Raw genomic sequence first — 24,810 nt, forward strand, 5'->3', positions numbered from 1 at the left:
GTAGCCGCCAACGAGGCGGCAGTCGGGATGTACGCGATGGATGACCGCGACGACTTCTACGACGTCGATCGCGGTTTCATCGCGCCGATTCCGGACGAGATGACTCTTCGGGCGGACGGGGCGGTGGTCTATGACGGCCACAACCTGGACTACATCACCGACGAAACGCCGCGGCCCGACTCGGTGAATCCGAGTTTGTGGCGGCAGTCGCAGCTGATCAAGCGGGCCGGGTTGTACAAGGTGGTCGATGGTATCTATCAGGTGCGCAACAGTGCGGGGGCCAACCTCACCATCATCGACGCGCCCGACGGGCTGATCGTCATCGACACCACCGAATCGGCCGAATCAGCGGCGCAAGGGCTGGCGTTGTTCCGGGAGAATATCGCCGACAAACCGGTTGTCGCGGTGATCTATACGCACACCCACTTCGACCATTACGCGGGTGTGAAGGGGGTCGTCGATCCCGCTGACGTGGCGTCGGGCAAGGTGCCGATCATCGCGCCGGGCACGCTGGAGTCCTTCGCCAAGTACGCGATCGGCGAGAACGTGATCGCGGGCAATGCGATGTCGCGGCGCGCGAGCTATGCCTTCGCGACGTTGCTGCCGCAAAACCCGTTGGGTCTGGTGACCGGTGGTATCGCCCCGAGTGGCAACAAGAACTTCACCATGACCTACATCGGACCCACCGACTCCATCACCCGGACGGGGGAGACCCGCGAACTCGGTGGTCTCACCTTCGAATTCCTCTACGCGCCTGATACCGAGGCGCCCGAGGAGATGCACATCTGGATTCCGCAACTCAATGCTTTGACCTGTGCGGAGAACGCCAACCACACCATGCACAACATCCAGACCCTGCGTGGGGCGCGCACCCGCGATGCCCGCAATTTCGCGAGGGTTCTCGACGAGACGATCGAGCGGTGGGGCGAGCAGGTGCAGGTGCACTACGGCACGCACACCTGGCCGGTGTGGGGCAACGAGACCGTCAACGCCTTCCTCGCCTCGCAACGCGACACCTACAAATACATTCACGATCAGTCGTTGCGCCTGGCCAATCAGGGGCTGACCCCGATCGAGGCTGCCGAACAGATCCGGTTGCCGGATGCGTTGGGCCGCAAATGGTTCAACCGCTACTACCACGGTGCCCTGCACCACAATGTGCGCGCGGTGTTCAGTAAGGAACTCGGTTTCTGGGACGGTGACCCGGCGTCGCTGTGGCCGCTGATCCCGACCGAGAACGCGCAGCGCCATGTCGATCTGATCGGGCGTGACAGAATCCTCGAGGAAGGTCGACGCGCGATCGAAGCGGGCGAATACCGTTGGGCGGTACAGGTTTTGCACCATCTGGTGTTCGCCGACAGCGCTGACACCGAGGCCAAGGACTTGCAAGCCGACGCGTACGAGCAGCTCGGTTACCAGCAGGAGATCCCGCAGTGGCGTGGCATCTTCCTGACCGCGGCCAAGGAGCTCCGTGAGGGTGTCGCGACCGAAGGCGCGGTGGCTACGGCAAGCCCTGACATGGTGTTGAACATGCCGACCGACCTGGTTTTCGACTTCGCGGCCGTCCACGTCATCGGCGAGAAGGCCGCGGATGCGGACGTGCGCATGAATTTCACACTCACCGATACCGGTGAGAAGTGGACGCTGTGGATCGCCAACGGGGTGCTCAACGCCCGTCCGAGCCATGCGGTCGACGTCCACGCCACGATTACCGGCCCGAAGCAGGCCATCATCGGCCTACTGCTGGCGCCTGGGAAAGCGGACGCGGTGCTCGGCTCCGGTGCCGTCACCGTCGAGGGTGACCCCGCGATCCTGAAGGACTACGCCTCGGTGATGGACGAATTCGATCCAGCATTCAACCTTTCGACCCCGTGACGGTGGCATTGTCGGTCTATCAATCGAATTCGGGTCATCCGTGCTCAGCGTGTCCTGAGGGGTGTGTTCGATAATTGTCGGGAGGTTCGAACGGTGTCGATGTGGGACGGGATCGGCCGTCCCACACACCGCGGTGAAGGTCGCTGAGTCCGACACGGATCGACTCGGGGGTGCGTCGAGGCGACATAGGCTGCTGCAGAGCTGACCCACCCGACTGGGCACGACCCCGGATCAGTTGAGCTCTCGGCTCCCGCTGGAGAAAGCCGGGTGCGGTAGGCAGCGGTGCCGCCGTCAGCGTTCCCGGGATGTGCAGGCTAGCGGTGATGCCGGGATTGAATGCCCGGTCTCGGGTGCGGCGCAGGCGGACGGTGATCCCGTGGCGTTCGGCGAGCCTGCTGACCACGAAAATGCCCATCCGCCGGGTAGTCGCCAGGTCGGCAGAGGTCATCGTGGACAGCCGCTGGTTGATGTCGGCGAGTTCGACCGGCGCGATGCCGATGCCGGAATCGATCACCTCGATCAAGAGCCCACCCTCGATGGAACGGCTGTAAGCGAAGAGGACATCGGTGTCGGGTGGGGAGGCGCGCAGCGCGTTCTCGAGCAGCTCGGCGACCAAGTGCACTACGTCGGTGGCCGCGGAGCCCACGATCCAACCATGGGGTGTAACACCGGTTTTCACGCGCTGATATTCCTCGACTTCCGAAAGCGCAGCGCGGACGATGTCGCGAAGCTCAACCGGCTCCGACCGCTCGTGGCGAACTTTGGTGCCGGCCAGAACCAACAGGTTGGCGCTGTTTCGACGCAGGCGGGCGGCGAGGTGGTCGAGTTGGAAGAGGTGGCCGAGACGGTCGGGATCCTTCTCCTCGAGTTCGAGCGCATCGATCATGCTGAGCTGGCGATCGACCAGAGTCTGGTTGCGTCGAGCCATGGTTTCGAACATGCCGCTGATCTGGTCGCGCAGGTGTTGTTGTTGTGCGGCGAGTCTGAGTGCCTGCGTGTGCAGCCGGTCGACCGTACGAGCGATCTCACCGATCTCCTCGCGGGTACCCACCGGTATCGGGGTGATCTCGATCTGCTCGAGTCCGGTGCCGCGGCTGATTCGGTCGACCTGGTCGGGTAGATCGTGATCGGCAAGGGCGGTCGCTCCCGCGCGCAGCCGCCGCAACGGCCGTAGCAGCGCTCGAGCGACCAAGACGGCCAGTACGAGCGCCGCGATCAAGGTCCCCGTCACCACGGCGGAAGCCCGGACGGCCGCTGACCTGGCGGCGCTGACCTCGCGATCGATATCGCCGACGATTTGCCGCACGGTCTGAGCGCCGAGTTCGGTGAAAACATCCCGAGATTCGAGCGCGAGGGTGCGCAGCTCGGGCAGGTCAAGTCGGCCGGTGCGGATCGCCGCGACGATCGCTCGGGTGATGATGGCGTTGTTGGGGCGAACCACGCGGTCGAAGTCAGGCTTTGCCGAGGGCAGGTCGCGTTCGACAGTGTTGATCATCGACACGAACGAGCCGTCCGCTGCGTGGAAGTCGTCGGCCTTCATCGGATTCTGGATCGCTGTCATCGCGGCCATGAGCCAGTTGAAGCCATCGAGCTTGCCGAGTAGCAGATCCGACAATTGGATTCTCGCAGTGACTATCGTGCTGATCTGGATTGGTACCAACAACTTGTCGATTGTGGCGACGGCTTCGCGGACGACCTCGTTGCTCAACTCGATTGCCCTGTGCGGATCGCTACCACCTTTGCCGCCTGATCGAATGGTCTCGCTCGTCGCGGTCATCTGCCGCAGCGCTTGTGCGACCAGGGGGTCGATCCCTTCGCGCTCGGCGCGTACCGACGTCTCCGCGATAGCAACTGACAACTCGACCAGATCGTGGTCGTTGGCGGTGCCGTACACCTGTCCGGCCGCGAGTGTCGAGGCCGCCGATTCGAGTGCGGTGATTGCCGGTATGTCGGAGATCCGGTCAGCGGCGTCGCTGTAGGTGGAGTAGTCACCGTAAGACAGCGTCAGACGAAGACCACCGAGCAGCATCGCCGCGATCAACGGAACAGCAACCGCGGCACTGACCTTGGATCGAACCGGCCACTGCTCGAGGTTTCGCCATCGACTGCGCAAAATTCCTCGACCGTCGGAGGTGGGAACGGGCAGCAGGTCGGGCGCGAGTGAGATCGTCGATGATCGGCGCAACGTACACTCCATCGTGACTGCGTGGCGAACAACTCGAGCCGTTCGGATCGAAGAGGCTTGTGCTGATGAAGCATGAACGCGGTCGCCATCGCACAGAGCACGGATCGATGAGGCCAGTCAGATCCGTTGTGCCCGCACACCGGTTCAGCCGAATCAGTGTGGTGCGACACACAATTGCCGTTCCCGCGCGGGCTCGAGCCGTCGCAGATCCCGTCCTTCGGTGACCGAATTCGTCACCCGGGGTCGTTCAGTCGGTGATCATTGGCCACAGACCCGATGGTCCGGTGTCGATGGCACCGTCGAGCAGCATGGCGTCCCAGTAGTGCACCGAGCCGAATTCCGATCGCCACGCGAGCAATCGGTTCGTGTGGCGGTGTAGTTCGTGTTCGGCGGTGAATCCGATGGCGCCGAGGCATTGATGCGCGTCCCGCACCACAGCCGAGGCTGCATGGCCGGCGCAGGATTTTGCCGCGGCGATGGCGAATCCTGCTTGCGCGCTATCGAATCCGAATCGTTCTGACGCGCTCACCGCAGCCTCGGCCGCGGCGCGGGTCAGCGCCGACTCGGCCGCGATATTCGCGACCATGTGCTGTACCGCTTGGAACCGTCCGAGCGGTCGACCGAACTGTGTGCGGGCGGTGGTGTGCTCGACGACGAGCTCCACTACCCGCTGCATGGCCCCAGCCATGGTCAATGCACGAGCAAGCGCGCCACGTCGCTGGAATTCGATGCCGACCCCGGACGCGACGAAGTACCCGTTGATCCGGGACAGATCGACCCGAATATGGTCGCGAGGTTCGCCGGCAAGGTTGACGTTCTCGGTTACTTCGACGTCTGCACCGGCGATCTCGGCGACCCAGTGGGCCCTGTCGCGTTCCCAGAGCACAACTATCGAGTCGGCGGCACGCGCCCACGGGACGTTCACCGCGCAGCCATCCGGGTCGAGGACCGCCGCAGTCCGGATCGCCGTAGGTCCGGTGACGATCCGGTCGCTCTGGGACAGTTGTAGCAGCCATCCAGCGAGCAGGTCGTTCTCGACGATCGGGACGGCCGCGGCTGCCGAACCCGAGCCGATCAGCAGGTGAGATGCTTCGGCCCAGCCCGCTTCGGCACCGCCCTCGGATTCGGGACCGGTCAGGCGGGTCACGCCGAGTTCGACCAGGGTCGACCACAATTCGCGATCCAGCCGCGCCGGGTCGACAGATCGGTGGTCGTCGCCGCGGGAAGCGGCGAAGACCCGGTCGAGCACCTGCGCGAATTCGCGCATCTCGATGTCGCTGGTGTGGTCTGTCATCACGTCCTCTGTCATCGCAGTCCCAGTCCTCGCGCGATCACGCCGCGCAGAATCTCGCTTGTGCCGCCGCGCAACGTGAACCCGGGGCGTTGCCGCAGTGCGTCACGTACCAGTTCACCGAATTCGGCGCGGTCGGGCCCGACCTCCCCGGCCAATTCCTCGACGATTTCGGCCACATCACCCTCGAACCTGGTGCCGAGAACCTTGACGACAGAGGCGGCGAGCTCGGCGTTCTCGTGTCGCTCCAACGATTCCGACACCGCGCTCGACATGTGGTGCAGGGCGAACGCGCGCCCGATCAGCGCACCGATGCGCGGGTCGGCGGGCAGATGTCCGGTTTCGACCTCGGTGGTCGCGGCCTGCAGCAGCGTGAAGGTAGACAGCAACCGTTCGGGGCCGCTGCGTTCGAAGCCCAGTTCCGAGGTCACCTGCGCCCAGCCGTCTCCGATCCGGCCGAGCACCATGTCATCGGCGACGAAGACACCGGCGAGGATCACCTCGTTGAAATGGTGGTCGCCCGACATCGATAAAACTGGCCGAATGTCGAGCCCGGGTGAGTCGAGTGCGACGATGAACTGGCTCAGACCGGCGTGGCGGTCGGCGGGGTCGGTTTCCGCCGAACGGGCCAGTACGAAGAACGCGTCTGCGTGGTGGGCACCGGAGGTCCACAGTTTGATGCCGGTGAGCAGCCACCCGCCCTCGGCTCGCACCGCCCTCGTCCGGACGCTCGCCAGGTCGGATCCCGATTCCGGTTCGCTCATCCCGATCGCCCAGGAAATCTCCCCCTTCGCGATCGCGGGAAGGAACCGCTGTTTCTGCTTCTCTGTACCGTATTTCAGCAGGGAAGGCGCCGCTTGCCGGTCGGCCACCCACTGGGCCGCGACCGGTGCGCCGACGGCCAGCAACTCCTCGGTGACGACGAAACGTTCCATGAACGTGCGGCCGCGGCCGCCGTACTCTGTCGGGATCGTCATGCCGAGCCAGCCACGTGCGGCGAGTGCCCGGGTGAATTCAGGGTTCCATCGGGTGAGCCAGGTATCGATGCCTGGGGTGAAAACGCCGGCGTCGATCTGTTCGCGCAGGAATGCCCTGACATCGGTACGCAGCTGTGCCAGACCGGGAGCTGGGACGCCTGCGGGCGGCACCAATCGGGTTCGCATCTCGTTCTTTCTTCGGAATCGTTAGATCATCGCCCGGTGAACTGCCCGGTTCGGTGATCGAGGAACGCCTGGATGGCCTCGGCGTGATCGGTGGTGTGATGGGACAGGGCTTGCATCGTTGCCGACAGCTCGAGCAGGCTGTCGAGGTCTTGGCGTTGGCCCTCGCGCAGCAACTTCTTGGTCATCCGAAGAGCGTGCGGCGGATTCACCGCGACTCGTTCGGCGAGCGCCTGGGCGGTGCGCGCCAATTCCTCGGGCGCGACGACCTGGGAGACCATGCCCCACTGCAGGGCTGTGGCCGCGTCGACGCGGTCGCCGGTGAAGGCCATTTCCGCGGCGCGGGCCGCACCGATCGCCCGGGGCAGCAGCCAGGCCCCGCCGTCACCGGGAATGATGCCGAGCTTGACGAAGCTCTCGGCGAAGAACGCGGTGGTCGAGGCGACCCGCATATCGCACATCATGGCCAGGTCGCACCCGGCGCCTACCGCAGGTCCGTTGACGGCGGCGATGATCGGTACCTCGCAGTGGTAGATGGCTTTGGGCAGGCGCTGGATTCCGCGGCGGTAGCTGTCGCGTAGTTCGTGCGGTGCGCCACCGAACATGCCGTCGCGGTCGGCCATGTGTTTGATGTTGCCGCCCGCGGAGAAGGCGCTGCCGGCTCCGGTGAGGATCACTACGCGTGTGTCGTAGTCGTTGTTGGCCTCCTCGACGAGTTCTACGAGCCGATCGATCGTCGCGTTGTCCGAGATCGGGTTGCGTGCCTGCGGGAGATTGATCGTCCAGGTGACAACGTGCCCGTTTCGCTCAGCGAGCACAATGTCGGGGGCGGAGCTCATGGTGAGGTCCTTTCGGGTAGAGGGATGCGTGGGGCCATGGTGCTAGATCCCGATACTCTTGGCGATGATGGCCTTCATGACCTCGCTCGAGCCCGCGTAGATCCGATTGACGCGGATGTCTGCGTAGAGCCGTCCGATCGGGCTGTCGAGCAGGTAGCCGGATTCGCCGTGTAGCTGCAGGCATCGGTCGATGACGCGCCCGGCGACCTCGGTACAGAACAGTTTGATCTTCGCGGCGTCGGCGGCGCTGAGCGCACCGGTCTCGTCGAGGTCGAGTGCCCGGTCCACCCATGCCTGCGCGGCCGCGACCTCGGTGTCGCATTCGGCGAGGACGAACTTGGCGTTCTGATCGACACCGTCGGGGTAGTGCTGTCGAAGTGTGTCGAGGGTGAATTCGATGGCGGCGCTGGCATTGGCGTACGCGCCCACCGCGGCGCCGAGCCGTTCGCGAACCAGGTTGTGGGTGAGGTAGGAGAAGGCCGCACCGTCCTGCCCGAGAAGATTGGCGACCGGGACCTTCACGTCGGTGAACGACAGTTCGGCGGTGTCTTGCGCGCGCAAGCCCAGCTTCTCGAGCTTGCGTCCGACCGCGAATCCCTCCGAGGTCGTGTCGACGCACAGGATCGACAGCCCGGCGCGGCGATTCGCGGGGTCGATCGGCGCGGTCCGGCAGACCACCAGGATCAGGTCCGCCTGCACACCGCCAGTGATGAAGGTCTTTGCGCCGTTGAGCACGTAGTGGGTGCCGTCGGCGGACAATCGCGCCGAGGTTTTGATGCCGGCGAGGTCGGATCCGGTACCGGGCTCGGTCATCGCGATCGCCGTCATCAGTTCGCCGGTCACGAATTTCGGCAGCCAGCGGCGCTTTTGCTCGGCGCTACCGTATTCGAGAAGATAGGGCTGGACCAGGCAGGTGTGCACGACATCGGCACCGAAACTCACTCCGGCGCGGGCGATTTCCTCGCGTAGCACTGCCTGGTACTTGTAGCTCGACTCCCCGGCACCACCGAACTGTTCGGGGACCTCGATGACGAAGACACCGAGCTCGCCGAGTCGCCGATACAGTGCGCGTGGAACCAGCCCGGCGCGTTCCCATTCCGGGTAGACCGGGACCACCTCGCGCTCGACGAACTCGCGGATCTTGGTCCGGAACGACTCGTGGTCATCGGTGAAAACGGTGCGACGCACGGTGGCGTTTCCTTCTGGTCAGCTGATCGTGAAGCGCGGACAATGCAGAGGCTCTGCCAGTCCCCGCGGAATGTCGGGTCGCGGCGAAGTCACTCCTGGCCGGGCAAGCTCTCGCGCAGCTGTGACTTCAAGATCTTTCCGGTCGTCGTGGTCGGCAGCGCCTCCACGATGTGCACCGCGCGCACCCGTTGGTAGGGAACGACCTGTGCCCCAACGTGTTCCATGATCGAACGGCCGAGTTCGGCATGATCGACCCGAACTCCGGGGCGGACGACGACGAAGGCGACCGGGACTTCACCGGCGCTGATGCTGGGCGCGCCGACGACTGCGGCTTGGGCGACATCGGGATGGGAACATACCAACTCTTCCAATGGCTGCGGGTAGACGTTGTAGCCCTTGTAGATGATCATGTCCTTGGCCCGCCCGACGATATAGAGGTTGCCGGACTCGTCGAGGCGTCCCATGTCGCCGGTGTAGAGCCAGCCGGCCACCCATTGCCGCGCGGTCAGTTCCGGGTCGCTCTGGTAGCCGTCGGCGATCTGCGGACCGCGCGCCCAGATCTCACCGGTCTGACCCTTGTCGAGCACCGAGACGCGGTCCTCGCCACGGATCTGGATCTCGGTGTCGAACAGCGGGACCCCGACGCTGCCCAGCGGTGGTTCGATAGTCTCGCTCAGCGGTGCCATGGTCAGGCCCATGGTGGCCTCGCTGAGGCCGTAGCCCTCGGCGACCTGGGCGCGGGGGAAGGCTGTGCGCAGGTCGCGAATCGCGGTGGGGTCAAGTGGTGCCGCGCCGGATCCCAGCGATCGCACCGAGGTGAGGTCTCGCTCGGGCAGCGACTTCGCCTGCAGGAGTGCGTAATACATTGCCGGCGACCCGGCGATGTAGGTCACGCCGTGCCGGTCGACATCGGCGAGGAACCGGTCGGGGTCGAAGCGGCCACCTGACAAGACGACGGTCGCGCCGATGAGCGTATTGGCGTTCTGGCTGACCAGCCCGAGGCCGTGGAACAGCGGCGCGATCGCCACCGAGACGCTCGCACCCGGAATCAGGGAATACGGTGTCTGCGCTCCGGGGACGGGGACCAGCCCGAGGCCACCCTGAGCATCGAGGGCAGGGATGTGCGCGGTCCGCCAGCAGGCGGTGTGCAGCACTGCCGCCACCAGGTTCCGGTGCAGCACCCGGACGGCTTTGGACCGACCGGTGGTGCCACCGGTGAGTTGCAGGTGCGCCACCAGTTCCGGGTCGACCCGGTAGCCGGTGAGCGGTCGCGCGGCGAGCAGATCGGCGATCGGGACCAGGCGCGAATCCTTTGCGTCGGCGCCCCCGGCCGCGGTGGCGGGCACCACGACCAGCACTCGCGCGTCGGCGGATTCGTCTTGGGCGGTGAGGATATTCGCGGCGCACGTGGGATCGGTGAATACCGCCCGCACCGCGCAATCCTTGAGCTGGCGGCGCAGCTCGCCCACGGGCTGGGCCGGGTTGATCGGCGCGACGGCGGCACCGGCGCACAACGCACCGTAGTAGGCGACCATGAACCACACCGAATTCGGCATGTGCAGGCCCACCACGTCGCCGGGCTCGATGCCGCGCTGCCGCAACCCCGCCGCGATCCGCAGGGCCTGGTCGTGCAACTCTGCATACGTCAGCGCCAGGTCACCGTCGCGAAGGGCCACCCGATCGGGATAGGTGTGCGCTGCGCCGGCGAGGATCGCGTCGGCGCCGCAGCGCGGGTAGTCCAGGTGCCGAGGCATATCGGTGGGCCAGCTGCCGGTCATGCGGCACCTCCAAGCTGATCGTGTAGTGGAAACCGTTGCATGTCAGAGCAATTCGAGAATCGTGGCGTTGGCCATGCCGCCGCCCTCGCACATCGACTGCAGGCCGTAGCGGATGCCTTCGTCGCGCATGTGATGGACCAGGGTGGTCATCAGCCGGGCGCCGGAACCGCCGATCGGGTGGCCGATGGCCATCGCACCGCCATTGGGGTTCATGAGTGCGTAGTCGGCGCCGGTTTCGCCCAACCACGCGAGACTGACCGAGGCGAAGGCTTCGTTGATCTCGAAAGCGCCGATATCGCCGATCGACAACCCGGACTTCTTCAGTGCCTTCGCTGTTGCCGGAATCGGACCCTCGAGCATGGTCACCGGGTCGGCTCCGGTGACCACCGCGGTGTGGATACGTGCGATCGGGCTCCAGCCCTGTTTCGCGGCGAACTCGGCGGTGGTGATCAGTAGAGCTGCTGAACCATCGGAGATCTGCGAGGCGGTGCCCGCGGTGATCGTGCCGTCAGCACCGAAGGCGGGCTTCAATGCACCCATCTTCTCGAGGGTGCCGCCGCGCCGGATGCCTTCGTCGGTGTCGAAGGTCTGCGGCTGCCCGTCGGCGTCGATGACCGGGACGGGGGTGATCTGTTCTTCGAATCGTCCGGCGTCGATGGCGGCGGCGGCGCGGGCGTGGGAATCCAGGCCGTGCAGATCCATCTGGGTGCGGGTGATGCGGTGTTTGTCCGCGATCAGTTGTGCGCCCATGCCCTGGTCGAACCGCACACCGCCGTAGCGGTCCCACACCAATGGGCCGTGTGGTTCGCCGAATTCGGCTGCGCCACGCGCTGATCCGAGCGGGATCGTGCTCATCATCTCCACGCCGCCTGCGATCGCGACGTCGTACTGGCCCGAGATCACCCCGGCGGCGGCTTGATGGACGGCCTGCTGTGAGGACCCGCATTGGCGGTCGACGGTGACACCGGGGACGTGCTCGGGCCAACCCGCCGCGAGCACCGACGAGCGGGCGATGCATCCGGCTTGCATGCCGAGGGTGCCCACGCAGCCCCAGATCACATCGTCGACGAGACCGGGGTCGAGGTGGGTTCGCAGCGCGAGAGCGTTGAGGACGTGGGCTGACAGGGAGGCGGCGTGCATTCGAGACAGTGCGCCGTTGCGTTTGCCGACCGGGGTCCGGACAGCGTCGACGATGACTGCGTCACGCATGAAAACTCCTAGGGGATAGGTGAAGCGGACGCCGGTTACAGACCCATGTCCTTGGCGATGATCGTTTTCATGACTTCGCTGGTGCCGCCGTAGATGCGGCTGACCCGGGTATCGGCGTAGAGACGGGCGATCGGGTACTCGAGCATGTAGCCGTAGCCGCCGTGCAGCTGCAGGCACTTGTCGATGACGCGTCCGGCGACCTCGGTGCAGAACAGCTTGATGCGTGCGGCATCGGCCGCGCTCAGCTCGCCGGTTTCGTCGAGCTCCAGACCCCGGTCGGCCAGCGCCTGCGCCGCCTCGACCTCGGTGGCGCACTCGGCGAGCACGAACTTGGTGTTCTGGAAGGAAGACACCGGCTTACCGAACACGTGGCGTTCGAGGACATACGATTTGGCGAATTCGATCGCCGCCGCGGCCGCCGCGGCTCCGCGCACACCGATCGAGAGCCGTTCCCGTGGCAGGTTCTGACCCAGGTAGGCGAAACCCCTGTCCTGTTCACCGAGCAGGTTCTCGACGGGAACCCGCACGTCGGTGAACGACAGTTCGCTGGTGTCGCTGGCGCGCAGACCGATCTTGTCCAGCTTGCGGCCATAGGCGAAGCCGGGGCTGTCGGTGGGCACCACCAGCAGGCTCAGCCCGAAGCGCCGGTCCTCGGCGGTCGAGGCGGAGGTGCGGGCAGCGACCACGCACAGCTCCGAATTGACCGAACCGGTGATGAACGTCTTCGCGCCGTTGAGGATGTAATGCGTGCCGTCCTCGGAGAGCTTGGCGGTGGTCTTGATACCGGCCAGGTCAGATCCCGTGCCCGGCTCGGTCATCGCGATACACAGCATGGTGTCGCCGGTGGCGATGCCGGGCAGCCAGCGCTGCTTCTGTTCGTCGTTGGCCAGTCGGAGCAGATAGGGCAGCACGATACCGATGCTGACGGTGTAGTGACCGAAGGTGACGGCGGCGCGGGCGGCCTCCTCGTCCATGACAGCCTGGAACTTGTAGCTGGTCGGTCCCGCGCCGCCGTACTCCTCGGGGATGTCGAAGCCGGTCACGCCGAGTGCGCCGAGCTTGGTGAACAACTCGCGCGGCACCCGGTTCGCCTGCTCCCAGTCGGCGTAGTACGGGCTGACTTCCTTGGCGATGAAGGTCCGGATGGTCTCCCGGAACGCTTCGTGGTCGTCGTTGAAAATGGTGCGCTGCATAGATTCGGTCCTTGTCGTGGGGAAGTGTCAGTCGACGGCGACGACGGCGGATCCGCGCAGAGTCACGGTCCCGTCGGTCAGGGTCACGGTGAGGTCGAGATGGGCCAGTCCGTCCTCGATCGAGGACACGGTGGCGGTGCAGGTGGGTTCGGTGTTGACCGGTGTGATCGCGGCGAATCGCACCCCGAACGATCGAATGCTCTCCTGAGCGAATGAACTCGTCAGCAGCCGACCGAGGTAGCCCATCGACAGCATCCCGTGGGCGAACACGTCGGGGATGCTGACGCTGTGGCACGCGTCGATGTCGATATGGACCGGGTTGTGGTCACCCGAGGCGCCCGCGTACAAGGCCAGCGTTGTTCGGGTGATCGTGGGTACGGTCAGGGTGAGGGTGTCACCGAGTTCCATCTCAGCTCACCTTCTCGTAGAGGGTGACCACGCCGGCGCCACCGAGCCCGAGATTGTGCTGTAGTGCCAGCCTCGCGCCGTCGACCTGCCGTGGTCCGGCCTCGCCCCGCAGTTGCCACACCAGTTCGGTGCACTGTGCGAGTCCGGTGGCACCGAGTGGGTGTCCCTTGGACAGCAAGCCGCCGGACGGGTTGATCACCACCCGGCCGCCGTAGGTGTTGTCCCCGTCGAGGATGAACTGCTCGGCGCCGCCCTCGCCGACCAAGCCGAGCGCCTCGTAACACAGGACTTCGTTCACTGTGAAGCAGTCGTGCAACTCGACGACGTCGATGTCGGTGGGGTCGACACCGGCCGCCTCGTAGACCTCGCGTGCGACATCGCGGGTGATGTCGTAGCCGACAATCTTGATCATGCTGGCTTCCTCGAATGTGCTCGGGGTGTCCGAACCCATCGATTGGGCCTTGATCGCGACATCGGTGCGCAGCCCGTTGGCCAGTGCGAACTCCTCGCTGCACAGGATCGCGGCGGCGGCGCCGCAGGTGGGGGGACATGCCTGGAAGCGAGTGACCGGACCGTAGAGCGTGGGGGAGTCGAGCACTTGCTGTTCGGTCAGCTGCGTCCGGAACACCGAATAGGGGTTGTTAGCGGAGTGCTTGCGGGCCTTTACCTGTACTTTGGCGAAGGTTTCCGGCGCAGCGCCATAACGCTGCATGTATTCGATACCAGCAGCCCCGAAATACTGTGCGGCACGGGGGATTTCGGGGTCGATTCCGAAAGTTGCCTCGAGTACCTCGTCGAAACGTGCCAGCGGCCGGGGCCGATCGGTCCACGCTCCGGCGAGCGGGCCCGGGCGCATCTGTTCGAAACCGACCGCGATCACGCAGTCGACCGCGCCGCTGTGGACCGCCTGGCGGGCCAGCCACAGCGCGGTGGAACCGGTCGCGCAATTGTTGTTGACGTTGACCACCGGGATGCCGGTCTGCCCCAGCCGGTACAGCGCGCGCTGACCGCTGGTCGAGTCGCCGTAGACATAGCCGACGTAGGCCTGCTGCACCTTGGCGTAATCCAGTCCCGCGTCCGCCAGCGCGTTGCGCGCGGCGGTCGCGCCCATGACGTCGTAGTCGTCGCTGTGGCCGGGTTTGGTGAACGGGATCATGCCGACCCCGGCGACAAAAACCTTGCGGCTCATTGGTTCTCCGATTCTTCTTCGGGTGTGTCGGGCGCGGTTCGTTCAGACCCGACCGGCGTCGACCACCAGGCACTGGCTGTTGACGTAGTCGGCTTCGGGTGTGCACAGCAGGTAGACCGCGCCAGCCGCTTCATCGGGTGTTCCGGCTCGGCCGAAGGGAATGACCTGGGCGGCCATGGCGGCCTTTTCGGCGCTGATGCCGACCCGGATCTCGCGGCCGTCGATGGTCAGCGTCGAGTTGTCGCCGGCGACCGCGTCGGTCATGCGGGTGTGGATGAACCCGAAGGCGACCGCGTTGACATTGACCTTGTAGCGCCCCCATTCCTTGGCCAGGGTCTTGGTCAGGCCGATGACGCCAGCCTTGGCGGCGCCGTAGTTCGCCTGTCCGGCGCTGCCGTAGAAACCCGAAGTCGAGGAGATGTTGACCACCTTGCGGTGATAGTCGACGGGGTTGGCCTTGATAAAGGGTTGCGCGGCGCGCAGCACCCGGAACGGGGCGGTCAGGTTCACGTCGAGAATGGCGTCCCACTGCTCGTCGGTCATCTTCTGGATCACCGAATCCCAGGTGTAGCCGGCATTGTTGACGATGATGTCGAGACCGCCGAAGGTCTCGATCGCCGTGTCGACGAAACGCTGCGCGAAACCTGCCTCGGCCACCGACCCCACGCAGGTGACCGCGCGGCCACCGGCCGCGGTGATCTCCTGCTGTGTCGCGGCGGCGGGCTCGGCATCGAGATCGTTGATCACGACGCTGGCGCCTTCGGCGGCGAGTTTGAGGGCGATTGCTCGGCCGATGCCCCGGCCGGAACCGGAGACGAGGGCGACTTTGCCGTCGAGGTTGCTCATGGGGTGTGGACTTCCTGTGCGGGGGTGGCGATGCCGATCTCGGCGAGCACTTCGGCGGTATGCGCGCCGATCAGTGGCGCCGGCCTCGGGCTCGGAGGGGGTGTGCTGACGAAACGCGGTGCGGGAGAGGGTTGCAGGAGAGTCCCGGTGGTGGCGAAGGTGGCTCGATCGACGTTGTGCGGGTGATCGGCGGCTTCGGTCAGGCTGAGGACCGGGCTGACACAGGCACCTCGACCGTCGAAGATCGCGGCCCAGTCATCGCGGGTTCTGGTGGCGAAGCGAGCGGCCAGGCGCTCGGTCATCGCCGGCCACGCACTGCGCTCGTCCTGGTGGGCGAAAACCGGTTCCTCGGCGATTTCGAGCACCCGCAGCATGGCGGCGAAGAACTGTGGTTCCACCGCGCCGACGGCCACGAATCTGCTATCGGCGCACCGGTAGGTGCGATAGAACGGGGCGGTACCGTCGAACATGTTGGCCCCGCGCCGATCTTCCCAGCGGCCCCGCGCCAACATGCCGTGGATCAGCGCGAGTTGGATCGCGGTCCCGTCGGTCATCGCGGCATCGACGACTTGCCCCTGGCCGCTGCGCTGAGCGTGCAGCAGCGCGGTGGTGATGCCGAGCGCGAGCAACATCCCGCCACCGCCCATGTCGCCGACCAGATTCAACGGCACCGGCGGCTCCTGGTCCGGCGCGCCCATGGCGCCGAGTGCGCCGGCGATGGCGATGTAGTTGATGTCGTGTCCGGGTTCCTGGGCGAACGGGCCCTGCTGGCCCCAGCCCGTCATCCGGCCGTAGACCAGTTTCGGGTTCCGGGCCAGGCAGGTATCGGCGCCGAGCCCCAGCCGTTCGGTCACCCCGGGCCGAAAGCCTTCGATCAGTGCGTCGGCGGTGTCGATGAGTCGTAACGCGATCTCCGCGTCGACCGGGTCCTTCAGATCCAGGGTGATCGAGCGCCGGTTACGGTGCAGCACTGGATGCCTGGAGTGCGACCCGGCTTCGGCGGGTCGGTCGACGCGGATGACGTCGGCACCCTGATCGGCCAGCAGCATGCCGCAGAACGGGCCGGGGCCGATCCCGCCGAGTTCGATGATCCGCAGTCCGGCCAAGGGGCCCGCGCTGCTGTCTGCGTTGGAAGTCGTTGTGGCAGACATGGATTCAGCGCGATCCGGCATCTACGGTCAGGCACTGACCGCTGACGTAGTCGGTGTCGGGGGTGCACAGCACATACACCGCGCCGGCGGCCTCGACCGGGGTTCCGGGCCGACCGAGCGGATTGGACGACTTGACCCGATCCAGGACCGCCTGACTGACCCCGGCCTTGATCTTGCGACCACCGATCTCCACGAACGAGTCGTCGCCGGCGACGGCCTCGGTCATCCGGGTCAGGATGAAGCCGAAGGCGACGGCGTTCACGTTGACCTTGTAGCGGCCCCATTCCTTGGCCAGAGTCTTGGTCAGACCGATCACGCCCGCCTTGGCGGCCGCGTAGTTGGACTGGCCAGGGTTGCCGTACAGCCCCGCCACCGAGGACACGTTGACCACCTTGCGGTGATAGTCGGTGGGGTTGGCCTTGAAGTAGGGCAGTGCCGCGCGCAGGATCCGGAACGGAGCCTTCAGATGCAGGGCGAGGATGGCATCCCACTGCTCGTCGGTCATCTTCTGGATGACCGTGTCCCAGGTGTAGCCGGCGTTGTTGACGATGATGTCGAGACCGCCGAAAGAGTCCACCGCCGTGGCGATGACCCGGTCGGGGAAGTCCTCGTCGGTCACCGACCCGACGCACGCCACGGCGTGCCCACCGGCGGCCTTGATGGTGCGCACCGTGGTGTCCGCGGGCAGCTCGTCGAGGTCGTTGACCACCACGCTCGCACCTTCGGAAGCGAGCTTGAGCGCGATCTCGTGGCCGATGCCACGGCCGGCGCCGGTGACGATGGCGACCTTGCCGTCCAGTGTTCCCATGATTGATCGATTCCTTCGAAGTTTCGGCGAACTGAGTTGATGTGCTGACGTTTCAGGACCGCTGCGCGGCAGCGGGCTCGCGCAGCACCGTGGTCGATTGCAGAACGGCGATCGGCGTGCCCTCGCGCGTCACCTCGGTGGTGCGAACGAGGAACTGCAAGGCCCCGCCCTTCTTGGCGTAGAAGTCGGTGACTGCTGTCGAGAAGTGCAGGATGTCGCCGGCATAGGCGGTCGCGTGATAGGTGAACGACTGCTCTCCGTGCAGGATCGTGCGCAGGTCGATGCCGAGATCGGCGTAGAAGCTCGACGGGTTCGGGCGCGCCATGTCCAGGCAGAACAGGAAGGTCGGCGGCACCGGGACATCGGGGTGCCCCGCCGCGCGGGCGGCGTCGCGATCCAAGTACATCGGGTTGTCCTGGCCGATCACCCGGGCGAAGAACGCCAGGCGCCCGCGTTCGACCTCGACGGTGTGTGCGGGGATCCGGGTGCCGATGACGGTGGCGTCCAGACGCGCCATGTCGACTCCTTACAGGGTTTCGGGCGGCGTCGCCGCGGCAGGTTCTGCGCCGGATTCAGGGAGGGCTAGCATCCGCTGAGTGGTTAGCGCATATTCACTTTGTGTCAGAAAACCCCTGTTGTCAAGAGGTATCTGGATAGATTTCAGGTAATAGCGAGATCTGTCAGAGCAGTTCGACGATCAGTGCGTTGGCCATGCCGCCCGCTTCGCACATCGACTGCAGTCCGTATCGGATGTCGTTGTCGCGCATGTGGTGGACGAGGGTGGTGAGCAGTCGCGCACCGGAGCCGCCGAGGGGGTGACCCAGTGCCATCGCACCGCCGAGCGGGTTCAGCTTCGTGTAGTCGGCACCGGTTTCGCGCAGCCAGGCCAGCGTGACCGCGCCGAATGCCTCGTTGATTTCGAACGCGCCGATATCGGCCAGGCTCAGGCCCGCGCGTGCCAGCACCTTGGCTGTCGCGGGAATCGGCCCCTTCGCCATGGTGATCGGGTCCACACCGGCGAGTGCGACCGTGTGTATCCGTGCCATCGGACGCCAACCGTGCTGTGCCGCAATGTCACTCGTGGTCACCAACAGCGCGGCTGCACCGTCGGAGATCTGCGACGAGTTCGCCGCCGAGACTTTGCCATCGTCCATGAAGGGCGTTGCCAGCCGAGCCAGTGACTCGAGGGTCGAACCGCGCCGGACCCCCTCGTCGGTGTCGAACACCAACCCCGCGCCGTCCGGCCGTTCGACCTCGATCGGTGCGATCTGGGCGGTGAAGCGTCCGGCGTCGATCGCGGCGGCCGCCCGTTGGTGCGAGTCGAGCGCGTGCTGATCGAGCTCGGTACGGCTGAGCCCGTACTCCTTGGCGATCAATTCCGCGCCGCGACCCTGGTTGAACTCGACGTGGTCATATCGTTCGCGCACCAGCGGGCCGTAGGGCTTGCCGAACTGCGCGGCGTTGCGCGCCGAGCCGATCGGAACTCGGCTCATGCTCTCCACTCCGCCGGCGACCGCGATGTCGTAATGGCCGCTGATCACCCCGGCGGCGGCGAAATGCAGCGCTTGCTGAGACGATCCGCACGCGCGGTCGACGGTCACTCCGGGTACGGACTCGGGCCAGCCTGCCGCCAATACCGACCAGCGGGCCACGCCGCCTGCCTGCTCGCCGACCTGGGTGACGCAGCCCCACAGCACATCGTCGACCACTGCGGGGTCTAGGTCGTTGCGTTCGGCGAGCGCCCTGAGTACATGGGCGGACAGGTCGACGGGGTGAACCCCTGACAGCGCTCCGCCACGCTTGCCGATGGGGGTTCGAACGGCGTCGACGATCACAGCATCGCGCATGACAAGGTCTCCTTCGCGGCGAGTTCGGCGCCGGTCAACAACCCGTCGCCATGCCGATAAGTGAATCAGCAATAACCAACGAATACCATACTTCTGGTGGTGGAGGTCGACTTGTCAACTAGGTGTGAAGGTCGGAAGCTCGCGGCTGTGAGCGGGTGAATCGAACGCTGAGCTGCTGTGTCTTTCGGTGCTGACGCAGGTGGCAAGAGTCGCGAAGTCCGCTTCGGTACCAGTAAGTAAACTGATCCTAACTAGATTGATGGAGTAGGTCGGGCGAGGTTGATGGCATCCAATGCGAGGCTGAGCTCGACCAGGTCCCGTGGCCGGTCGACGAATCGACCTGTCAACCGTTCCAGGCGGCGTAGGCGTTTGAGCACGGTGTTGTGATGGCAGTACAGCAGTTTGCCTGCCTGTACTGCCGAACCCTGGCAATCGAGCCACGCCTCGAGGGTGTCCAGCAAAAGCTGCCCATCAGCTGGGGCCAGTTCGAGAACCGGGCCGAGGACAGTCGCCGCGTGTTCGGCAGCCAGATCCGGTCGGATGGCCATCAGTGCTTCCGGAATCCGGTCCCGTAAGAAGACCAGCTCGCCGCCGCGGCCGGTCCTCAGTGCCAGCTCGGCGAGTTCGTGTGCTCGCCCCAGTCCGGTCAAGCCGTCGACCACCGGACTCACCCCGACCCCGACTCCGGGATGGACGGCGGCCAGTGCCGCTCCCAACTCTTCCGGTGCTCGATCATCGAGAAAGACCACCATCGACATTCCGGTCCGTTGCGGGCATCGATACACCGGCATCCCGGCTACCTCGTCGCGGATCGCCACGGACGACGGGTCTGTCGGCAGGTCGCGAAATCGGGCTACCAGGTACCGGCCGGTGAGAGGGAGATCGAGGCCGATCGCGGCACGTGAGACGTCGATGGGGTCCGAGTGCCCCCGAAGCAGTGCCTTCAGGGCTGGGAGTAAGTGGCGTCCGTCGTCGGCCGAGATTCCCTCCGAGGCCCGTCGATGGGCTTCGACCATCAACCTGATATCTCGATCGCAGTAGCGCCAGAAATCGTTGGCGCAGTACACCATCCGATGAGCGTTGGCCGGAGCCTCCGACATCTGCGCGGCGACGAGGGCATCCCACAACATGTCGGCACCGATCCGGTATGCCTGCAGCAGCGGAAGCAGCGGCATACCCTCATCGGCCCTGAGCTGGCCCAGGTGCCAGGCCAGCTCCGCCGACTCGCTGAATCGGCCGGGCGTGGCCAGTGAACGTATCGCGACTTCCAGGGCGCCGTAGACCGCCTCGGGCATATCGGCCGGGCAGGTCGCCGCGCTCGCATAGTAGGGAATCTCGGTGCGCAGCCGTGCGGCCGCCGGTTCGGCGATGGTCGACACCTTGCCGAGGAGCAAACCTGCCGCATGCTCGGTGAGGTCTGGTGGACGCGACATCACCGCGAGCTCGGCGTCCATCGTTGCCCGCACAGAGGCCGGTAGCGGCAGTCGTTTGACACCCATGCCGGATGGGAGAAGTCGGTCCATTGTCATCACCCTCAACACTCCGGTGGCGGCCCACACAGGCAGCGTACCCCGGTCAATCGTGTGGTGGCTCACACCGGAGAGGGGGCGCGGGTGTGTGGGCGCAGCGATCTGTACCGCTCCGGCTGCGAAACCTTGTTGTGTCGCCCATCACGTCGCATGCTGCAAAGGCGTCGCGTAGTCCGCTGCCGGACTGCCCACTCGAGGTGTCGTCGCCGTCGAGCTGGTCGGCGCTCGCCGTGCTCCGCAAACCATCCGCAACAACCACTGCTCGGAGGTGTTCATGCCACGATTCCGTCGACCTGCGTACACACCCGACTCGGTTCAACACGTAGTCGACATCGCGGCGACGGCATCCCGGCAACTGTCCTCATCGGCCGTCGCGGGACCTCCTCGTATCGGCAGCCCTCGGCCTCGGGCCGGGAGTGACCGACTTCTGTTGCGACGCAAAACAACACGACCCGATTCCCTCACTACAGGAGTGGCGTAGCCATGACCGACATCATCGAGCACACCCGGCTGTTCATCGGCGGCGCGTGGGTCGAATCCGACGGCGATCGCATCATCGAGGTCGTCTCTCCATACACCGAAAAGCTGGTCGGTGTCGTTCCTGAGGCCACCACCTCCGATGTCGACCGTGCCGTCGCGGCCGCCCGTCAGGCTTTCGACTTCGGCCCGTGGCCGCTGCTGCCGCTGGCCGAACGCATCGCGGTGGTCACCCGGATCAAAGACCTACTCACCGAGCGGGCAGCAGGCCTCGCGGAACTGATCTCACGCCAGAACGGCGCACCGACCGCTGCGGCGATGCGGGTGCAGGTACTCAGCGCGGTCGCGGCCTACGGTGCCGCGTGCGCCGCGGCCGAGCACTTCTCGTTCGAGGAGCAACGCCCCGGCTTGACCGGACCTGTCATCGTGCGCCACGAACCCATCGGCGTCGTGGCGGCGGTGGTGCCCTGGAATGTGCCCCAGCTGACGATCGCCGCCAAGCTGGCACCGGCGCTGCTCGCCGGCTGCACCGTAGTTCTCAAGCCCGCACCCCAGACCCCGCTGGATGCGTATGTGCTCGCAGAGATCTGTGCCGAAGCGGGTTTGCCCGCGGGTGTCCTCAATGTCGTGCCTGCCGGTCGAGATGTCAGCGCCTATCTCGTCGAGCATTCCGACGTCGACAAGATCGCCTTCACCGGCTCGGTCGCCGCAGGCAAGCACATCATGGCCGCTGCCTCGCACAACCTCACCAGGATCACCCTGGAACTCGGCGGAAAGTCCGCCGGGATCATTCTCGACGACGCCGACCTCGATGCGGCCATTCCGTCGCTGATCGCCGGAGCCTTCGCCAACAGCGGCCAAGCGTGCGTCGCGATCACCCGCATCCTGGCCCCCGACAGCCGCTACGACGAGATCGCCGAAAGGCTCGCAGCCGGCATCTCGGCACTGAAAGTCGGTGACCCGGCCGACCCTGATACCGCCATCGGTCCCATGGTCACCGCACAGCAGCAGCGTCGCGTCCTGGACTACATCCGAATCGGCCGCGAGGAAGGCGCCACGGTTCGGACCGGCGGCAGCGTACCGACGGATCCGGCCACCGGGTGGTTCGTGCAACCGACACTGCTCACCGACGTCGACAACACCATGCGCGTGGCCAGAGAAGAGATCTTCGGTCCCGTCGTCTGCCTGATCCGATACGACGGCGAAGCCGACGCGATACGCATCGCCAACGACTCCGAGGTCGGCCTCGCCGGTTCTGTGTGGGCAGGGGACCTGTCCCACGGAATCGACATCGCACGCCGGATCCGGACCGGGACCTTCTCGGTCAACTGCCAACGCTTCGAGGTCACGGCCCCCTTCGGTGGCTACAAGAACTCCGGCATCGGCCGAGAGTTCGGCGCCGAGGGGCTGTCCGCCTATCTGGAGACCAAATCCGTATTCCTCCCAGCTTCTTGAGCCACCCGCACATCGCACCAGTTTCCGCCTAGTACATAGGAGTACTAATGAAGAGGGCGCTCAGCATTTCCGCCACCCTCGCCGCCGCAGCCACGGCCCTCACGATCTGCGCGGGACCCGTCGCCGCCGATCCACCACCGGTCACCGGGCCCATCCAGCCGGACTGGTGGACGGCGATGCCGTATTCGCTCGAGCATCCGGAAGCGATCCCGCAGGGGATGAACGACTGGAACTGCACACCGAACGCCGCGCACCCGCGGCCTCTGATCCTGGTGCATGGCTATCTCAACAATGTCTACCCGAACTGGTCGATGTACTCGCCGGCGCTCAAAGCTGACGGGTACTGCGTGTTCGGTTTGAGCTACGGCGGCGCCGAAGGGAGCCCGATCCAGGCGATGGGCAATATGCGAGCCTCCGCCGGACAGCTCGCGCAATTCGTCGACCGAGTGCTCGCCGCGACCGGAACTACCGAGGTCGACCTGGTCGGCCACTCCGAGGGCGGACTGTTGTCGCTCTACTACATCAACAACCTCGGTGGGGCGGACAAAGTCAACACCAACGTGGGTTTGGAACCGGCTACCAACGGTATCGCCTTCCATGGCCTGCTTCCCGCGCTGCACGCCAACCCGACGCTGAAATTCCTTGTCGGCCTGTACAGCGCGTCTGGCCAGGACTTCACCGCCGGCTCCCCGTTCGTCCGAGAGGTCGCCGCGAACGGGATGACCAGACCGCAGGTGCGATACACCACGATCATGTCGGCCACCAGCTTGGTCATCACAGTCCCAGAGGGCCAGCTCCCGCCCGGGCCCAACGTCGAGAATGTCGTGATCCAGGATGTTTGCGCCGAGGATCACGTCGACCATGTCGGCGTGATCTACGACGACATCTCCTTGCGGTTGGTCCGCAATGCACTTGATCCCGCCACCGCGCAGCCCCCGGTCTGCCATCCCGTCAGCCCCCTCCGCACCAAATGAACCGTCGGTGCGCTTAGGCCGCGGCCGCGGAGCAGTCACGCCGCGCTCGACGTCACTGGATTCGCCGGCAAAGTCCGCGAATCGCCCCAATTCAGAACACATCTCGATCCGGAAACCCCGGACAACCACTCGAAAGTTGGCTCGAAGCTATGAAGACCAAGGCTGCGGTACTGCGAGAACTCGGACAGGGCGTGGAGATCCTCGAGCTCGAACTTCACCCGCCTGGCGCGGGTGAAGTCCTCGTCAAATGGGCAGCGGCGGGCCTGTGTCATTCGGATCTGCACGCGATGGACGGCGGTCTACCTACTCGGTTGCCGATCATCCTCGGCCACGAGGGTGCCGGCGTGATCGAACAGGTCGGCGAGGGCGTGCTGCATCTGGTCCCCGGCGACCACGTCGTCGCCAGCTTCCTGCCTGCCTGCGGTCGTTGCCGGTGGTGCGCGAGCGGGCATTCCAACCTGTGCAACGACGGCGCCAACCTGATGGTGGGCAGCCAGCCCAACGGAGAATTCCGCGCCACGATGGCCGACGGCACCCCGGTCGGCCAGATCTGCATGCTTGGCACGTTCGCCGAACGTACCGTTGTGCCCCAGCAGTCCGTGGTGAAGATCGATGATTGGCTGCCGCTGGACAAGGCCGCACTCGTCGGTTGTGGGGTGACCACCGGCTTCGGCGCCGCGGTCCACACTGCCAACGTTCGGGTCGGCGACGCTGTGGTGATCTTCGGCGCTGGCGGCTTGGGCGTCAATGCGGTGCAGGGCGCGGTGCACGCTGGGGCGCGATACGTCGTCGCGATCGACCCCGAGCCGCGAAAGCTGGAGTGGGCCAAGCAGTTCGGTGCCACCCACACCTTTGCGTCGTTCGCCGACGCATTGCCCGCCGTGCAGGAATTGACCTGGGGCGAGGGGGCGGACAAGGCCATCATTCTGATCGGCGAGTCCGACGCGGCGGTCACGCTGCAAGCTCTCGAGATCACCGGAAAGCGCGGTGAGATCGTGCTGGTGTCGATCGGCAAGGCGGGCGAGCTCACCGTCGCGCTGCCCGGTGGCGCGCTGACGATGGCGGAGAAATCAATCAAAGGCTGTCTGTTCGGATCGGCGAACCCCCAATACGACATTCCGCGCCTGTTGCGGATGTACAACGAAGGCCAGTACATGCTCGACGAGTTGATCACGCGTACCTACAGCCTCGAAGAGGTTAATAACGGATATGAGGATCTGCTGAACGGATCGAATCTGCGCGGCATGATCCTGCACTGATGCCCCTCGAGGCTGCGCCCGGCACCCTGCGGGCCGGGCGCAGGCGCGCAAATTCCCTCTAACCTTATATCCATGACTTGCGGTAGCGATTTAGCATGTCAGAGCAGTGAAAGTCTGCTTCTGCTGAAGCTGCGCTATCCTTGACTCGG

Annotated in this window: 20 protein-coding genes; 4 read left to right on the forward strand and 16 right to left on the reverse strand. The window is 65.5% G+C overall.

What is annotated here, in order from left to right; genetic code table 11:
• Nucleotides 1-36 precede the first annotated feature (36 nt).
• On the forward strand, nt 37-1,875 hold the full coding sequence (locus tag ACLJPD_RS22070) for an alkyl/aryl-sulfatase (RefSeq protein WP_410874583.1): 1,839 nt from the start codon (nt 37-39) through the stop codon (nt 1,873-1,875).
• Nucleotides 1,876-1,909: 34 nt separating this feature from the next.
• Here ACLJPD_RS22070 and ACLJPD_RS22075 read toward each other — a convergent pair whose 3' ends face one another.
• The 16 genes from ACLJPD_RS22075 to ACLJPD_RS22150 form a co-directional block, all read right to left on the reverse strand.
• On the reverse strand, nt 1,910-4,072 hold the full coding sequence (locus ACLJPD_RS22075) for a sensor histidine kinase (protein WP_410874584.1): 2,163 nt from the start codon (nt 4,070-4,072) through the stop codon (nt 1,910-1,912).
• 235 nt (nt 4,073-4,307) lie between these two features.
• Nucleotides 4,308-5,369: an acyl-CoA dehydrogenase family protein gene (locus ACLJPD_RS22080; protein WP_410874585.1), complete on the reverse strand. Its 1,062-nt coding sequence runs from the start codon at nt 5,367-5,369 to the stop codon at nt 4,308-4,310.
• Nucleotides 5,366-6,514 (reverse strand): acyl-CoA dehydrogenase family protein, encoded by a 1,149-nt coding sequence (locus tag ACLJPD_RS22085; RefSeq protein ID WP_410874586.1) that lies wholly within the window; start codon nt 6,512-6,514, stop codon nt 5,366-5,368. The genes ACLJPD_RS22080 and ACLJPD_RS22085 overlap by 4 nt, the downstream gene beginning before the upstream one ends.
• Nucleotides 6,515-6,540: 26 nt before the next feature.
• Nucleotides 6,541-7,350: a crotonase/enoyl-CoA hydratase family protein gene (locus tag ACLJPD_RS22090; protein WP_410874587.1), complete on the reverse strand. Its 810-nt coding sequence runs from the start codon at nt 7,348-7,350 to the stop codon at nt 6,541-6,543.
• A 42-nt stretch (nt 7,351-7,392) separates the two neighbouring features.
• Nucleotides 7,393-8,538: an acyl-CoA dehydrogenase family protein gene (locus ACLJPD_RS22095; protein ID WP_410874588.1), complete on the reverse strand. Its 1,146-nt coding sequence runs from the start codon at nt 8,536-8,538 to the stop codon at nt 7,393-7,395.
• Nucleotides 8,539-8,627: 89 nt separating this feature from the next.
• A complete protein-coding gene (locus ACLJPD_RS22100) occupies nt 8,628-10,316 on the reverse strand; it encodes a class I adenylate-forming enzyme family protein (RefSeq protein WP_410874589.1) in 1,689 nt (562 codons plus the stop codon).
• Between the two features lie 42 nt (nt 10,317-10,358).
• Nucleotides 10,359-11,525: a thiolase family protein gene (locus ACLJPD_RS22105; protein WP_410874590.1), complete on the reverse strand. Its 1,167-nt coding sequence runs from the start codon at nt 11,523-11,525 to the stop codon at nt 10,359-10,361.
• A gap of 35 nt (nt 11,526-11,560) precedes the next feature.
• On the reverse strand, nt 11,561-12,718 hold the full coding sequence (locus ACLJPD_RS22110) for an acyl-CoA dehydrogenase family protein (RefSeq protein WP_410874591.1): 1,158 nt from the start codon (nt 12,716-12,718) through the stop codon (nt 11,561-11,563).
• Between the two features lie 27 nt (nt 12,719-12,745).
• Entirely contained in the window at nt 12,746-13,126 is a 381-nt protein-coding gene (locus tag ACLJPD_RS22115; RefSeq protein ID WP_410874592.1) for a MaoC/PaaZ C-terminal domain-containing protein, read from the reverse strand.
• Between the two features lies 1 nt (nt 13,127).
• Complete coding sequence (locus tag ACLJPD_RS22120) at nt 13,128-14,315, reverse strand: lipid-transfer protein (RefSeq protein ID WP_410874593.1); 1,188 nt, start codon at nt 14,313-14,315, stop codon at nt 13,128-13,130.
• Nucleotides 14,316-14,357: 42 nt separating this feature from the next.
• The gene (locus tag ACLJPD_RS22125; protein WP_410874594.1) at nt 14,358-15,161 is read right to left on the reverse strand and encodes an SDR family NAD(P)-dependent oxidoreductase; all 804 of its coding nucleotides are present in this window, start codon (nt 15,159-15,161) and stop codon (nt 14,358-14,360) included.
• A complete protein-coding gene (locus tag ACLJPD_RS22130; protein ID WP_410874595.1) occupies nt 15,158-16,312 on the reverse strand; it encodes a CaiB/BaiF CoA transferase family protein in 1,155 nt (384 codons plus the stop codon). The genes ACLJPD_RS22125 and ACLJPD_RS22130 overlap by 4 nt, the downstream gene beginning before the upstream one ends.
• Nucleotides 16,313-16,316: 4 nt before the next feature.
• Entirely contained in the window at nt 16,317-17,120 is an 804-nt protein-coding gene (locus ACLJPD_RS22135; protein ID WP_410874596.1) for an SDR family NAD(P)-dependent oxidoreductase, read from the reverse strand.
• Between the two features lie 52 nt (nt 17,121-17,172).
• Complete coding sequence (locus ACLJPD_RS22140; protein WP_410874597.1) at nt 17,173-17,637, reverse strand: MaoC family dehydratase N-terminal domain-containing protein; 465 nt, start codon at nt 17,635-17,637, stop codon at nt 17,173-17,175.
• Between the two features lie 163 nt (nt 17,638-17,800).
• Nucleotides 17,801-18,967 (reverse strand): thiolase family protein, encoded by a 1,167-nt coding sequence (locus tag ACLJPD_RS22145; protein ID WP_410874598.1) that lies wholly within the window; start codon nt 18,965-18,967, stop codon nt 17,801-17,803.
• A 251-nt stretch (nt 18,968-19,218) separates the two neighbouring features.
• Nucleotides 19,219-20,490, reverse strand: coding sequence for a helix-turn-helix domain-containing protein (locus ACLJPD_RS22150; protein WP_410874599.1), 1,272 nt, complete (start codon nt 20,488-20,490; stop codon nt 19,219-19,221).
• Nucleotides 20,491-20,979: 489 nt separating this feature from the next.
• Here ACLJPD_RS22150 and ACLJPD_RS22155 point away from each other — a divergent pair, with 489 nt between their 5' ends.
• From ACLJPD_RS22155 to ACLJPD_RS22165, 3 genes are all read left to right on the forward strand, one after another.
• Nucleotides 20,980-22,428, forward strand: a complete 1,449-nt coding sequence (locus ACLJPD_RS22155) for an aldehyde dehydrogenase (protein ID WP_410874600.1) — start codon at nt 20,980-20,982, stop codon at nt 22,426-22,428.
• Nucleotides 22,429-22,475: 47 nt separating this feature from the next.
• A complete protein-coding gene (locus ACLJPD_RS22160; protein WP_410874601.1) occupies nt 22,476-23,402 on the forward strand; it encodes an esterase/lipase family protein in 927 nt (308 codons plus the stop codon).
• A 149-nt stretch (nt 23,403-23,551) separates the two neighbouring features.
• On the forward strand, nt 23,552-24,661 hold the full coding sequence (locus tag ACLJPD_RS22165) for an NDMA-dependent alcohol dehydrogenase (protein ID WP_410874602.1): 1,110 nt from the start codon (nt 23,552-23,554) through the stop codon (nt 24,659-24,661).
• The last annotated feature ends 149 nt before the right edge of the window (nt 24,662-24,810 follow it).

Source organism: Nocardia sp. A7 (assembly GCF_046549215.1).
GTDB lineage: Bacteria > Actinomycetota > Actinomycetes > Mycobacteriales > Mycobacteriaceae > Nocardia.